Below are 14221 nucleotides of genomic sequence, written 5' to 3' on the forward strand. Positions count from 1 at the left end.
GGAATCAATGCCTTGGTCGCGGACGTTAGGGACTTCTTAAGATTTGCCGACATGCCCCGACGCCATCTGCTCTCTACCGGGGGCAGGCGGAATGACCAGCGTCGGGATGGATGCCCAGATCGACCGTTTTCGCAACGGAGCGCGAGACGCCAGCAGCGAACCAAATTCCTTGAGCAAGGAATTTGTCAAGAATTTTCCTTAAAATTCTTGGCCTTAGCCCCGCGGGTTGATCAGCTTGGCCATCAGGCTTGCTGTCCGCACCATTCCGAGGTTGCGGCCGTTCTCCGTCACCACGAGTTCGGCCACGCCCTTCGACATCAGGTCCATGATGTCCTTCACCGGCGTCTCGGCGGGCAGTTCCCGCGCCCCGGCTCCGACTGTCCCCTGTTCCATAACGTCGCGCGCGGTCAGCACGCCCAACGGGTTCATGTGGGCCACGAAATCGGCCACATACTCGCTCACCGGATTGGCGATGATCTCGCGGGCGGTGCCGCATTGCACGATGCGCCCGCCCTCCATCAGGGCAATCCGGTTGCCGATCTTGAAGGCCTCGTCGAGGTCATGGCTGACGAAGACGATGGTGCGCTTGAGCTTCCTTTGCAGGTCCAGAAGCTCGTCCTGCAACTTGGTGCGGATCAGCGGGTCGAGGGCCGAGAAGGGCTCGTCCATCAACAGGATCGGTGCCTCGGTTGCGAAGGCGCGGGCGAGGCCGACGCGCTGCTGCATGCCCCCCGACAACTCACCCACCTTGCGCTCGGCCCATTGCGACAGGTTCACCAGCTCCAGCTGGGCGTCGACCTTGGGCTTGCGCGCCTCGGGCGACATGCCGGCCAGTTCCAGCCCCAAGCCCACGTTTTCCCGCACCGTGCGCCAGGGCAGAAGGCCGAACTGCTGGAAGACCATGGCGATCCGGGTCGCGCGCAGGCGGCGCAAGGTCTCCGGGTTCGCCTTGGTGACCGAGACCATCTTGTCGTTCTCAAGCACCCGAACCTCGCCCCGGACGACCGGGTTCAGAGCGTTCACCCCACGCAGCAGCGTGGACTTGCCCGAACCGGACAGGCCCATCAGGACAAGGATCTCGCCTTCGGCCACCGTCAGCGAGCAGTCGTGCACGCCAAGCACCTGCCCCGTCGCCTGCTGCACCTCGGCACGGGTTTTTCCGGCGTCCATCAGCGGCAGGGCGCGTTCGGGATGGTCGCCGAAGACGATGGAGACGCGGTCGAATTCTACGGCGGCGCGGCTCATTTCGACACCCTCAGCATCCGGTCGAGAAGGATGGCCACCACCACGATGATGAAGCCCGATTCAAAGCCGAGCGCGGTGTTCACGCTGTTCAGCGCGCGCACCACCGGCACGCCAAGTCCGTTGGCCCCGACCAGGGCCGCGATGACGACCATCGAAAGCGACAGCATGATGGTCTGGTTCAGCCCCGCCATGATCTGCGGCATGGCCCAGGGCAGCTCCACTTTCCAGAGCCGCTGTTTCGGCGTCGCGCCAAAGGCGGTTGCGGCCTCAAGCAGCGCGTTGGGGGTGGAAGAGACGCCAAGATGCGTCAGCCGGATCGGGGCGGGCAGGACGAAGATCACCGTGGCGATCAGGCCCGGCACCATGCCGAGGCCGAAGAAGACGATGGCCGGGATCAGGTAGACGAAGGTCGGCAGGGTCTGCATCAGGTCGAGAATCGGGACGAGGGCCGTGTAAAGCCGGGGCCGGTGCGCGCAGGCGATGCCGATGGGCACGCCGATCCCCATGCAGACGACGCAGGCCGACAGGATCAGCGTCAGGCTTTCGGTGGTCTCCTCCCAGTAACCCTGGTTCAGGATGAAGAGGAAGCCGAGCAGAACGCCGAGGCAGATCTTCCAGTTGCGCTGGAGATACCAGGTCAACGCCACGAAAAGCGCCACGACGACAAGGGGGTGGGGGGCCTGCAACAGCCACAGGATGCCCGCGATCATCGCGTCCATCACGGCGGAGATCGCGTCGAAGAGCGGCGAAAGGTTGTTCTTCATCCAGTCGAAGATGGTCTTCGCCACCTTGCCGACCGGGATCTTGTGATCCGTCAGCCAGTCCATTCCGTCCCCCCGGTTGAGACAAAGCGGCCCCGGGTTGGTTCCCGGGGCCTTGAGCCTTATTGCAGCGCGGCCTCGACCGCCGCCACGGCGTCGCCGCCGTCCTTGGTGGTCACCCCGTCAAGCCAGGCCTTCCAGACATCCGGGTTGGCGGCGAGCCAGGCCTTGGCGGCATCGCGCGGGTCTTCGCCGTCGTTGAGGATCGCGCCCATGATCTCGTTCTCCATCGGCAGCGAGAAGACAAGGTTCTGCAACAGCTTGCCCTGGTTCGGGCATTCCGCGACATAGCCCGCGCGGGTGTTGGTATCGACCACCGCGCCGCCGAAGTTCGGGCCGAAATAGTCATCGCCGCCGGTCAGGTAGGTCATCTTGAAATTGGCGTTCATCGGATGGGGTTCCCAGCCGAGGAAGACGATGGGCTGACCGGCATCCGACCGCTTCGCCACTTCCGCCAGCATCCCCTGTTCGGAGGATTCCACCACCTCGAACCCGTCAAGCCCGAAGGGACCCGAGGCGATCATGTCGAGGATCAGGCGGTTGCCGTCGTTGCCGGGCTCGATTCCGTAGATATGGCCTTCCAGCGCGTCCTTCTGGGCAGCGATGTCCTTGAAGTCCTTGATGCCAAGCGCCGCGCCGGCCTCGTTGGTGGCAAGGGTGTACTTGGCGCCTTCCAGGTTGGTGCGGACGGTTTCGACCTTGCCCGCATCGCGATGGGGGGCGAGGTCGGCCTCCATCGTCGGCATCCAGTTGCCAAGGAAGACGTCGACGTCGCCTTCGGCGAGGCCGGTATAGGTGACGGGGACGGAGAGCACCTTGGTCTCGGTCTCATACCCCAGCGCCTCGGCGACCAGCGTGGTCGCGGCGGTGGTGGCGGTGATGTCGGTCCAGCCGACGTCGGAGAAGATGATCTTGTCGCAGCCTTCGGCGAAGGCGGACCCGGCCAGCGCGAAGGTGACGGCGCTGGTCAGCAGGGTGGAACGGATGGTCATGGCAGCTCCCCGGTGTTTTTGTTGATTGACGAGTCAATAAACTTCGCTCTTATTCGGTTTGGCAAGAGTTTTCTGGGGCCGCACCGATGCCGAAGCTTGGAATGGAGCCTATCCGCAAGGCCGCGTTGGTGAAAGCCACCATCGTCGAGATCGGCAGGGCGGGGTCGCTGGATGTGACCGTGAGCCAGATCGCAAGGCGGGCGGGGATGTCGCCGGCGTTGGCGCATCACTATTTCGGGTCGAAGGAAGAGATGTTCCTGGCCGCGATGCGCCACATCATGACGCTGTATGGCGCGGAAGTGCGTGGCGCCTTGGCGGCGGCGGAGGGGCGCGAGGGGCGAATCCGGGCGATTCTGCGGGCCAGTTTCAGCCCCGGCAACTTCCGGCGCGAGGCGGTGGGGGCCTGGCTGAACTTCTGGGTGCTGGCGCAGACCGTGCCCGAGGCGAAGCGGCTGCTCGCGGTCTATCAGGGGCGGCTTCGGTCGAATCTGGTGTCGTCGTTGCGGCCCATTGCCGGGGCGCGGGCGGAGGGGATCGCCGAATCGCTGGGGGCGCTGATCGACGGGCTGTACCTGCGCGAGGTGTTGAAATCGGGGCCCCCCGACGGGGCGGCGGCGGTGGCGCTGGCCTTGCGCCATCTGGAAGCCGAACTGGCGCGGGGGGCCTGAGCGATGCACGCGGATTATGTGATCGTGGGCGCAGGGTCGGCGGGCTGCGCGATGGCTTACCGGCTGGCCGAGGCGGGCAAGCGGGTGACGGTGATCGAACATGGCGGGTCGGACGCGGGGCCGTTCATCCAGATGCCGGGGGCGCTGAGTTACCCGATGAACATGGGGATCTACGACTGGGGTTTCGCCACGGAGCCGGAGCCGCATCTGGGCGGCCGGGTGCTGGCGACGCCGCGGGGCAAGGTGATCGGCGGGTCATCGAGCATCAACGGGATGGTCTATGTCCGCGGCCATGCGCGGGATTTCGACACCTGGGCCGAGATGGGGGCGGATGGCTGGTCCTATGCCGATGTTCTCCCGTATTTCAAGCGGATGGAGCAGTCGCATGGCGGGTCGGGGCCGGAGTTCCGGGGGACCGACGGCCCGCTGCATGTCAGCCGCGGGACGCGGGAGAACCCGCTCTTCGACGCCTTCATCGAGGCGGGGCGGCAGGCGGGATACCCGGTCACGCAGGATTACAACGGTCGCCAGCAGGAGGGGTTCGGTCCGTTCGAGGCGACGATCTACAAGGGACGGCGCTGGTCAGCGGCCAATGCCTATCTGAAGCCCGCGCTGGCGGGGGGGAACGTGCAGGTGGTGCGCGGCTTCGCCCGCCGGGTGGTGATGGAGGGCAAACGCGCGGTGGGGGTCGAGGTCGACACCCGCGCGGGGCGGCAGGTGATCAAGGCGGGGCGCGAGGTGGTGCTGGCGGCCTCGTCGATCAACTCGCCCAAGCTTCTGATGCTGTCGGGGATCGGGCCGGCTATGCATCTGCGCGAGCACGGGATCGAGGTGGTGGCGGACCGGCCCGGCGTGGGGGCGAACCTGCAGGACCACCTGGAAATCTACATGCAGTTCGCCGCCAGCCAGCCGATCACGCTGTTCAAATACTGGAATCTCTGGGGCAAGGCCTGGGTCGGGGCGCAGTGGCTGCTGACCGGGAAAGGTCCCGGCGCGTCGAACCAGTTCGAGGCCTGCGCCTTCATCCGGTCGAAGGCCGGGGTGGAATATCCGGATATCCAGTATCATTTCCTGCCCATCGCCGTGCGCTACGACGGCAAGGCGGTGGCGGAAGGGCATGGCTTCCAGGCGCATGTCGGACCGATGCGGTCGAAGTCGCGCGGGTCGGTCACGCTGCGGTCGGGCAACCCCACCGACGCGCCGGTGATCCGTTTCAACTACATGTCGCATCCCGAGGACTGGGAGGATTTCCGCAGCTGCATCCGCCTGACGCGGGAGATCTTCGGGCAGGAGGCGTTCAAGCCCTACCTGAAGGCCGAGTTGCAGCCCGGCCCGCGTTATCAGAACGACATCGAACTGGACGATTTCCTGCGCGAGCATGTCGAAAGCGCCTATCATCCCTGTGGCACGGCGCGGATGGGCCGGGCCAGCGATCCGCTGGCGGTGGTCGATCCGGAATGCCGGGTGATCGGGGTAGAGGGACTGCGGGTTGCCGACAGCTCGATCTTCCCGCAGGTGACGAACGGCAACCTGAACAGTCCGTCGATCATGACCGGCGAGAAGGCGGCGGACCATATCCTGGGCCGCACGCCGCTTCCGGCCTCGAATCTTGAGCCCTGGATCAACCCGAACTGGCGCACGGCGCAGCGGTAGGCCCTGGCCGGAAGCGGATTTCGATCAAGCGCTTGATCAGGGTCAAGGCCCCGGTCGGGCGAAGCCTCTAGACCGTGCGGGACAGTCAAGAAGGAGACAGGCATGTCGAACACCCCGCACACGCTGCACGACGAATTCCCGGCGGAAGCGCAGAAGATTACCGCTTTGAAAGGGTCGGACGCACATTTCGCCAGGCTTCTTGTCGAGTATGACGCGGTGAACGACAAGGTGCACCGGTCCGAGACGCGGGTGGACCTTCTGACCGAGGAAGAGGAAGAGCACCTGCGCAAGCAGCGGTCGCGGCTGAAGGACCAGATCGCGTCGGCGCTGCGGAAATAGGCGGCTCGTCGTGCGCCTTCGGCTTCTCCTCGCGGGTGTTCCCGAGGAGGACCGAAGGGGACGACGAGGGTCAGCCGATCTCGTAGGGCAGCACGTCGCGGGCGTTGGGGTTGATCCTCAGACGCCCCTCCAGCGGCGGGACCGAGCGCTGGTGGCAATTCACCCGCTCGCAGATCCGGCAGGAAATGCCGATGGGCTCGAACCGGCCTTTCAGGTCGAGCCCGTCGGAATAGACCATCTGCGCGGCGTGCTGCACCTCGCAGCCCAGGCCGATGGCATAGCGGCGGACGGGGGCGAGGAAGGCCCCGGCGGGTTTCGACACATCGCGGGCGAGGCAGAGATAGCGCACGCCGTCCGGGGTTTCGCAGAGCTGTCGCAGGAATTGCCCTGGGGTTTCAAAGGCCTGATGGACGTTCCACAAGGGGCAGGCGCCGCCGAAGCGGGCGAATTGCAGGCGGGTGGAGGAGTGGCGCTTGGTGATCGTGCCCGCTTGATCGACGCGGACGAAGAAGAAGGGGATGCCCTTGGCGCCGGGCCTTTGCATCGTGGACAGCCGGTGGCCGACCTGCTCGATGCTGGCGCCGAAGATGTCGGCCAGGCGTTCGAGGTCGTGGCGCACTTCTTGCGCGGTGGTCAGGAAGGCGCGGTAGGGCAGCAGGGCCGCCCCGGCGAAATAATTGGCGAGGCCGATCTTGGCGATATCGCGCGCCTCGGGCGTGGAAAACCGCGCCAGGTCGAGGGTGGCTTCGAGCAGGTCGTTCTGGGTCAGGAGCGCGACCTGGTGGAGAAGCTGGAAGCGCTGGGACGGGCCGGAAGCGCGGGCGGAGATGTCGAGCCGCCGCGCGACGGGATCGTAGTGGCGCAAGGGCGCAGTGCTGGAATAGTGCAGGCTGATGCCGGCCCGTTTCAACAGGTCCTGCGCCAGCGTCTCGATCGGTTTGCCGCTGGTTGCCGAGGTGGCGAAATGCTCGGCGGCGCGGTCGATCGCGTCGAGATAGTTGTCGCAATAGTGGAAGAAGTCGCGCACCTCCTCCCAGGCCGAGGGGCGGAGGGCGGCATCCTCGCGTCCCAGCGCCTCGTCGAGCGAGGCGAGGCGTTCATGGGTCTGGCGATAGGCGCGGTGCAGGTCGAGGAAGGCGCGGGCAAGAGCGGGCGCATTCGAGGCGGCAAGGCGCAGGTCGGCGAGCGGCGGCGTGGCGGTGGTGAAGACCGGATCGGCCAGCGCCTCGCGCATGTCGGTGACGAGGCGCTCGCTTTCGCCCACGGTCAGTTCGGTGACGTCGAGGCCGAATTCCTGCGCCAGCGCCAGCACGACCGCCGCCGAGACGGGCCGGTGGTTGTTCTCCATCTGGTTCAGGTAGGGCAGCGAGACCGAGAGCTTGTCGGCGAAGGCCTTCTGGGTCAGCGCCAGCCGGCCGCGGATTTCCCGCAGCTTGACCCCGGCATAGAGTTTCTGGGTGGCCATGTCCGCTCCCTGTTTGCAAAGCTATGCGGCGCTTTGCAAAGCGGCGTCAATCGCTTTGGTCAGGCGACACCGATCTGGCGGGCACGGCGGATGACGAAAACGATCGCGATGACCGAGGCAACCGAAGACGCGAGCATCAGGAGGATCAGCGGGATCTCGGTTGAGCCGGGGCCGAGGAGGACGCCCGCGAGGGCCGCAAGCGCCGCGCCGCCGCCGATCAGGATTGCTCCGCCCAGACCCGAGGCGGTGCCCGCAAGATCGGGGCGCACCGACAGCATCCCGGCGTTGGCGTTTGGAAGGCAGATGCCGTTGCCGAGACCCATGAAAATGGTGAGCCCGAAGAAGACGGTCGGGCCGGAGAGGCCGAGAGCCGTGAGAAGCGCGAGAAGCGCCATGCCGACGGTGGTTACGATGCAACCGATCAGGATCATCCGGTTCATGCCGATGCGGACTGAATAGCGACCGGCAAGGAAGTTGCCCGCGGCGTAGCCGATGGCTGTCAGGGCGAAGAGCGCGCCGACATGGGTGGAGGAGAGGCCGAAGATCTTGTCGCCAACGTAAGGCGCTCCGCCGAGATAGGCGAAGAAACAGCCGGAAGCGAAGGCCGCCGCCAGCGTATAGCCCCAGAACCGGCGCGAGGCGAAGAGGGCGGGGTAGGTGCGGACCTGATCGGCAAGGGTGACGCGGCGGAGGGTGGCGGTCTCGCCAAGGTCGGCCCAGACGAGGGCGAGGGTGATGGCGCCGAGGATCAAAAGGAGGGCGAAGTTGGCCTTCCAGCCATAGAGGTCGTCCAGCACCCCGCCGATGACGGGGCCGATCATCGGGACAAGGCTCATCCCCATGGTGACATAGCCGATCATGCTGGCAGCCCGTTCGTCGGCGACCATGTCGCGGACGACGGCGCGGGACAGGACCATCCCGGCGGCGATCACCGCCTGGGCCATGCGGAAGATCAGGAACCAGGTGGCGGTGGGCGCGAGGAGGGTGCCGATGGTGGCGAGGAGGAAGAGGAGCATCGAGCCGAGCAGCACCTTGCGGCGACCGTACCGGTCGGAGATCGGGCCAATGACGATCTGGAGGGCGGCAGAAAGCGCGAGGTAGAGCGCCACCGATTGCTGCATGACGCCATAGGGGACGCCGTAGTAGGTCGCCATGCCGGGGAGGGACGGCAGGAAGATGTTCATGGTCAGGGCCGAGAGCCCCGCCATCAGGATCAGGGTGAAGATCTTCGGCGGCGTGGTCCGGTCGAGAAAGCGGGGCTCTTGCATCCGGACAGGGCTACGCGCGGGGTGGGGCGTTGTCCAGAGCAGAGGGAGTCAGGCCCATTTGTGGAAGATGAAGAAGGCCCCCACGGCGATGAAGCCGAAGCCGACCAGGTGGTTCCAGGACAGCGGCTCCTTCAGGTAGAGGACCGAGAAGACCGCGAAGACCGACAGAGTGATGACTTCCTGGATCGTCTTCAGCTCGGCTGCATTGAAATACCCGTGGCCGATGCGGTTGGCGGGGACCTGGAGCAGGTATTCGAAGAAGGCGATGCCCCAGCTGACCAGCACCACGGTGACCAGCGCGACCGACTTGTATTTCAGATGCCCGTACCAGGCGAAGGTCATGAAGATGTTCGAGGCCAAGAGGAGGCCGATCGTGATGACGGGGATCGGAAGGCTGGGCATGATGACCTCGGGTTCGCGGACCGCCGAGGCATACCGCGGCGCAGGGTCGCCTCCAATGCTTTGCGATTTCGCAATTTGAAAGAGGTGTTTTCGAACAGGTTTGCAAATTTTCTCATTCGTGCTTCTCGCGCCCGTGGTGTTCGCCTAGATTGTCGGCGCCATCAGCCGGGGAGGGCGGGATGAAGGACATTCTCGAAGAGCTTGAGACACGTCGTGGTGCGGCCCGCGCGGGGGGCGGAGAGCGCCGGGTCGAGGCGCAACATGCCAAGGGCAAGCTGACCGCGCGCGAGCGGATCGAGCTTCTGCTGGATGAGGGGTCCTTCGAAGAGTTCGACATGTTCGTCGCGCACCGCTGCACCGATTTCGGGATGGAGAAGGACCGCCCGGCAGGCGATGGCGTGGTGACGGGCTGGGGCACGGTCAATGGCCGGATGGTCTATGTCTTCAGCCAGGATTTCACCGTCTTCGGCGGGTCGCTGTCGGAAACCCATGCGCAGAAGATCTGCAAGATCATGGACATGGCCTTGCAGAACGGTGCCCCGGTGATCGGGATCAACGATTCCGGCGGGGCGCGGATCCAGGAAGGCGTCGCCTCGCTGGCCGGCTATGCCGAGGTGTTCCAACGCAACATCATGGCCTCGGGCGTGGTGCCGCAGATTTCCCTGATCATGGGCCCCTGCGCGGGGGGCGCGGTCTATTCCCCGGCGATGACCGACTTCATCTTCATGGTGAAGGACACCTCCTACATGTTCGTGACCGGCCCGGATGTGGTGAAGACGGTGACGAACGAACAGGTCACGGCGGAGGAGCTGGGCGGGGCCTCGACCCATACCCGGAAGTCCTCGGTCGCGGATGGCGCCTATGAGAACGACGTCGAGGCGCTCGCCGAGACCCGGCGGCTGATCGATTTCCTGCCGAAATCCAACCGCGAGAAGGCGCCGGTGCGGCCGTTCTTCGATGCGCCCGACCGGCTGGAACCAAGCCTCGACACGCTGATCCCCGACAACCCGAACCAGCCCTACGATATGAAGGAGCTGATCGCCAAGGTCGCGGACGAGGGCGACTTTTTCGAGATCCAGCGCGATTTCGCGGGCAATATCATCACCGGCTTCATCCGGATCGAGGGGCAGTCGGTTGGCGTGGTGGCGAACCAGCCGATGGTGCTGGCCGGATGCCTGGACATCGACGCCAGCCGCAAGGCCGCGCGCTTCGTCCGCTTCTGCGATGCGTTCGAAATCCCGATCCTGACCTTCGTCGACGTGCCGGGTTTCCTGCCGGGGACGAGCCAGGAATACGGCGGGGTCATCAAGCACGGCGCGAAGCTGCTCTTCGCCTATGGCGAGGCGACGGTGCCCAAGGTCACGGTGATCACCCGCAAGGCCTATGGCGGGGCCTATGACGTGATGGCGTCGAAGCATCTGCGGGGGGATTTCAACTATGCCTGGCCCACGGCAGAGATCGCGGTGATGGGCGCCAAGGGCGCGGTCGAGATCCTGTATCGCAGCGAGTTGGCCGACCGCGACCGGATCGCCGGGCGGGTGAAGGATTACGAGGACCGCTTCGCCAACCCCTTCGTAGCGGCCGAGAAGGGCTTCATCGACGAGGTGATCATGCCGCATTCGACCCGCCGCCGCGTGGCGCGGGCCTTTGCCGCTCTCAGGGGGAAGAAGTTGGCGAACCCCTGGAAGAAGCACGACAACATTCCGCTCTGACCATGCGCCGCGCCCCTTCCCTTCGTCTCTCGGTCCTGCTCGGCGCCCTGGCGCTGGCGGGTGCCTGCACCGAGGAAGCGCCGGTCGGCGAGGCGGTCGAGGTGCCGTCGGGGCGCGAGGTTTCGCTGATCGACATCGTGACCAACGCGCCTGGGCCTGCAGGGGCGACGGCGCGGTTCCGGTTCCTTGCACCCGGACTGTCGGGGGACGAGGCCGAGACGGCGGCGGTGGACATGCAGGCGCTCTGCGACGGTTTCGCCATAAAGCGGATCGACGGGATGGTGCCTGCGCCGCAGCAGATCGTCATCTCTTTCGCCAGCGAAACGGTGCCCTTCGGCGAGGCAGCCCCCGATGTTGTGCAGTTCTTCGAATCCTACCGCCCGGCCAACGGTGCCTGCGTCTGGGAGGTGTTCTGATGTCGCCGCGAAATATGGATTTTCCGGCTGGCCATGCACAATGGGCTGATGTAGGAACGCCACAGGTCGGGAACTTGGTCTGGCCGACATACCAAGTCCGGAGTGTTTCGGATAAGGTTTCACCGGGCCGGGCCAAATCGGCCTTCAACAGCGAACAGGTGCCGGCTACCCGCGAGGGATCCGAAGCACCCCAAGAAGGATGGAGTAGAGGATGTCGAAGAGCGCACGTCTCGTTCTGGTTCTGGCTATGGTCTCGGCTATCGCCGCTTGCGCCAAGAAAGAAGTTGTGGCCCCCGAGCCGGTCACCCCGGAAGTCGTGGAAACCGGCAAGTACAAGTAATCTTGCGGAGCGGGCCTGCCGGCATACGCCGGGCGGGCCCGCGCCAACCCTCGGCCTCCTGCGTATCCGCGCGGTTTGCAGGCTGAAATTCCCTGACATCGCAAGGGTTTCCTGCCGCATCCTCTGGGCTGCGCCGCTGCTTTCGCCTATCCCTGCCGTCGACTGTCCTGACAGGAGACGATGGATATGCTGAAGCACCGGGGCTTTCCGGGCCGGATGCCGGGAACCGATTTCCAGTTCACCATTCGCCGCGCCAACGTGAAGGAAGGCGCGACGAAACTGATCAAGCGCGAGCGGTTCAAGGACCGCAAGCACCTGGACCGGGCGGCCGACGCGGCCTTCATGGCGGCGCTCTGGCAGCATTTCGGGGAAGAGCCGTTCGAGCGCGGCAACCTCGATGCCGGGCGGCTGTCCTGGCTCTTCGGACGTGAGGTTGTGGCAGCGGAGGACCCGTTCGATCCCTGTTCCTATGAGGCGCTGCTCAAGATCGACGTGAAGCGCGCCGAGGCGTCTTTCCCGCAGGTCTTCGCCCCTGACGCCCCGGAGGCGCTGGCCGACGATTGGGACGAGGAGGAGGACTAGGCATGAATTCGCCGAAGCTTGCCGCGGTTTGGCAGGGTTCTGCCCAAGCAGACGCGCGTGTTCTCGCGGCGTTTGCAATGGGGAAGTCGGCGCGTCATTGTTTACGTGCTGGTCAAGGGCAGTCGTGCCGCGACCTGCGCAGTCTACGTTGTTACCCTTCCCCTTCCCTGCGGTCCGGCCCGTCCCAGGCCGGACCGATCCTTGTGGGCGGAGTTGCGCTCAATCCCCGTGGCGACGGGGAGGGTGGTGTGAAAATCCGCTTTGAAATGCGTGATATTGCTGTAGAATCCGCAGCAATAACAACAAACCCACGAGGCAGTATCCCATGCGCAAGTCCCTTGTCGTCTTCGCTCTTCTTGTCACCTCGCTCGCCGGGTGCCTGCAGGACCCTACGTCCCGCGGCGTTGCTGGTGCGGCGACGGGCGCTCTCATCGCTGACGCGACCGACAGCAACATGCTTACCGGTGCCGTCATCGGCGGCCTTGCCGGTGTTGCCACCTGCGGCATCGAGGTTGGCCTGCCGCCCTGTAACTCGGGCTACTGATCACCGCCGCCTGCGGGCGGGTCACACGACATTCAGGGACCATCCGGGCCATGCGCTCGGGTGGTCCTTTTCTTTGCGCCTGATGGGGGGAGCCGATGTTTGACAAGATCCTGATCGCCAACCGGGGCGAGATCGCCTGCCGCGTGATCAAGACCGCCCGGAAGATGGGGATCAAGACGGTCGCGGTCTATTCCGACGCCGACCGCAATGCCTTGCATGTGCAGATGGCGGACGAGGCGGTGCATATCGGCCCGTCCCCGGCGGCACAGTCCTATATCGTGATCGACCGGATCATGGACGCCATTCGCCAGACCGGCGCGCAGGCGGTGCATCCGGGCTACGGCTTCCTGTCCGAGAACCGCAGCTTCGCCGCCGCGCTGGAGGCGGTGGGGGTGGTGTTCATCGGGCCGCCCTCGCCCGCCATTGAAGCCATGGGCGACAAGATCACCTCGAAGAAGATCGCGATGGAGGCGGGGGTTTCCACGGTTCCTGGCTACATGGGGCTGATCGCCGATGCGGAGGAGGCGGTGAAGATCGCGGGCCAGATCGGCTATCCGGTGATGATCAAGGCGTCAGCGGGCGGCGGCGGCAAGGGGATGCGGATCGCCTGGAACGATGCCGAGGCGGCGGAGGGCTTCCAGTCCTCGAAGAACGAGGCGGCGGCCAGTTTCGGTGATGACCGCATCTTCATCGAGAAGTTCGTGACCCAGCCGCGCCACATCGAGATCCAGGTGCTGGCCGACAAGCACGGCAACTGCGTCTATCTGGGCGAGCGGGAATGTTCGATCCAGCGTCGCAACCAGAAGGTGATCGAAGAGGCGCCCTCGCCGTTCCTGGACGCGGCGACGCGGAAGGCGATGGGCGAGCAGGCCTGCGCGCTGGCGACCGCCGTGGGCTATGCCTCGGCCGGGACGGTCGAGTTCATCGTCGACGGCAGCCGCAACTTCTATTTCCTCGAGATGAACACCCGGCTTCAGGTGGAGCACCCGGTGACCGAGCTGATCACCGGCGTCGACCTGGTGGAGCAGATGATCCGGGTGGCGGCGGGCGAGAAGCTGCCCTTCACCCAGGACGACATAAAGCTGACCGGCTGGGCGCTGGAAAGCCGGCTCTATGCCGAGGACCCCTACCGCAACTTCCTGCCGTCGATCGGCCGGCTGACCCGCTATCGCCCGCCGGCGGAGACCGCCGGCTACAGCTCGGGCGTGGCGGCGGGGGCGGCGGGGCCACGGGTGATCCGGAACGATACCGGCGTCTACGAGGGCGGCGAGATCTCGATGTACTACGACCCGATGATCGCCAAGCTCTGCACCTGGGCGCCGACGCGGGCCGAGTCGATCGAGGAGATGCGCGTCGCGCTGGACAGCTTCGAGGTGGAGGGGATCGGCCACAACCTGCCGTTCCTGTCGGCGGTCTATGACCATGACCGCTTCATCAAGGGCGACATCACCACCGCCTTCATCGCCGAGGAATATCCCGACGGCTTCGGCGGCGTGACGCTGGACGAGGACGCGCTGCGCCGGGTCGCGGCGGCGGCGGCGGCGATGTACCGGGTGACCGAGATCCGCCGGACGCGGGTGTCGGGGCGGATGGACAACCACGAGAGGAAAGTCGGCGACGACTGGGTGGTCAGCCTGCAGGGCCAGTCCTATCCGGTGAAGCTGGCGGCGGACCGCGAGGGCACCACGGTGCATTTCGCCGACGGCGACAAGCTAAGGGTGACGTCGGACTGGACGCCGGGCGACAAGCTTGCCCGGGTCTCGATCGACGGGCA

The 14221-nt window shown here is 65.6% G+C and carries 15 protein-coding genes; 9 read left to right on the plus strand and 6 right to left on the minus strand.

Annotated features, from left to right (window positions below; genetic code table 11):
* Positions 1-213: 213 nt before the first annotated feature.
* The 3 genes from choV to choX are packed head-to-tail and all read right to left on the minus strand — an operon-like array spanning position 214 to position 3058.
* Positions 214-1245, minus strand: coding sequence for a choline ABC transporter ATP-binding protein (gene choV / locus JNJ68_RS05675; RefSeq protein ID WP_294980023.1), 1032 nt, complete (start codon positions 1243-1245; stop codon positions 214-216).
* Positions 1242-2072, minus strand: a complete 831-nt coding sequence (gene choW, locus JNJ68_RS05680) for a choline ABC transporter permease subunit (protein WP_294980025.1) — start codon at positions 2070-2072, stop codon at positions 1242-1244. Before choW ends, choV begins: the two co-directional genes overlap by 4 nt.
* Before the next feature lie 56 nt (positions 2073-2128).
* The gene (choX, locus tag JNJ68_RS05685; protein ID WP_294980027.1) at positions 2129-3058 is read right to left on the minus strand and encodes a choline ABC transporter substrate-binding protein; all 930 of its coding nucleotides are present in this window, start codon (positions 3056-3058) and stop codon (positions 2129-2131) included.
* A gap of 86 nt (positions 3059-3144) precedes the next feature.
* Between choX and betI the strand changes: the two genes are divergently transcribed.
* From betI to JNJ68_RS05700, 3 genes are all read left to right on the plus strand, one after another.
* The gene (gene betI / locus JNJ68_RS05690) at positions 3145-3726 is read left to right on the plus strand and encodes a transcriptional regulator BetI (RefSeq protein ID WP_294980029.1); all 582 of its coding nucleotides are present in this window, start codon (positions 3145-3147) and stop codon (positions 3724-3726) included.
* 3 nt (positions 3727-3729) lie between these two features.
* A complete protein-coding gene (gene betA / locus JNJ68_RS05695) occupies positions 3730-5379 on the plus strand; it encodes a choline dehydrogenase (RefSeq protein WP_294980031.1) in 1650 nt (549 codons plus the stop codon).
* 102 nt (positions 5380-5481) lie between these two features.
* Positions 5482-5718, plus strand: coding sequence for a DUF465 domain-containing protein (locus JNJ68_RS05700; protein ID WP_294980033.1), 237 nt, complete (start codon positions 5482-5484; stop codon positions 5716-5718).
* A gap of 70 nt (positions 5719-5788) precedes the next feature.
* Here JNJ68_RS05700 and JNJ68_RS05705 read toward each other — a convergent pair whose 3' ends face one another.
* Genes JNJ68_RS05705 through JNJ68_RS05715 form a run of 3 tightly spaced genes read right to left on the minus strand, consistent with a single transcriptional unit; the run spans position 5789 to position 8853 of the window.
* Positions 5789-7183 carry an XRE family transcriptional regulator gene (locus JNJ68_RS05705; RefSeq protein ID WP_294980035.1) on the minus strand — a complete coding sequence of 465 codons (1395 nt, stop codon included), beginning with the start codon at positions 7181-7183 and terminating at the stop codon, positions 5789-5791.
* Between the two features lie 59 nt (positions 7184-7242).
* On the minus strand, positions 7243-8451 hold the full coding sequence (locus JNJ68_RS05710) for a multidrug effflux MFS transporter (protein ID WP_294980037.1): 1209 nt from the start codon (positions 8449-8451) through the stop codon (positions 7243-7245).
* Between the two features lie 48 nt (positions 8452-8499).
* Positions 8500-8853: a DMT family protein gene (locus JNJ68_RS05715; RefSeq protein WP_294980038.1), complete on the minus strand. Its 354-nt coding sequence runs from the start codon at positions 8851-8853 to the stop codon at positions 8500-8502.
* A gap of 179 nt (positions 8854-9032) precedes the next feature.
* Between JNJ68_RS05715 and JNJ68_RS05720 the strand changes: the two genes are divergently transcribed.
* The 6 genes from JNJ68_RS05720 to JNJ68_RS05745 form a co-directional block, all read left to right on the plus strand.
* A complete protein-coding gene (locus tag JNJ68_RS05720; protein ID WP_294980039.1) occupies positions 9033-10565 on the plus strand; it encodes an acyl-CoA carboxylase subunit beta in 1533 nt (510 codons plus the stop codon).
* Positions 10566-10567: 2 nt separating this feature from the next.
* Entirely contained in the window at positions 10568-10981 is a 414-nt protein-coding gene (locus JNJ68_RS05725; protein ID WP_294980041.1) for a DUF6497 family protein, read from the plus strand.
* A 211-nt stretch (positions 10982-11192) separates the two neighbouring features.
* Complete coding sequence (locus JNJ68_RS05730) at positions 11193-11321, plus strand: hypothetical protein (protein ID WP_294980042.1); 129 nt, start codon at positions 11193-11195, stop codon at positions 11319-11321.
* Between the two features lie 186 nt (positions 11322-11507).
* Complete coding sequence (locus JNJ68_RS05735; protein ID WP_294980044.1) at positions 11508-11903, plus strand: hypothetical protein; 396 nt, start codon at positions 11508-11510, stop codon at positions 11901-11903.
* 325 nt (positions 11904-12228) lie between these two features.
* Positions 12229-12447, plus strand: coding sequence for a hypothetical protein (locus JNJ68_RS05740; RefSeq protein WP_294980046.1), 219 nt, complete (start codon positions 12229-12231; stop codon positions 12445-12447).
* Between the two features lie 95 nt (positions 12448-12542).
* On the plus strand, positions 12543-14221 hold a 1679-nt coding region (locus JNJ68_RS05745; RefSeq protein ID WP_294980048.1), incomplete at its 3' end, for an acetyl/propionyl/methylcrotonyl-CoA carboxylase subunit alpha.

The sequence above is a fragment of the Tabrizicola sp. genome (assembly GCF_016793705.1).
Lineage (GTDB): Bacteria > Pseudomonadota > Alphaproteobacteria > Rhodobacterales > Rhodobacteraceae > Tabrizicola.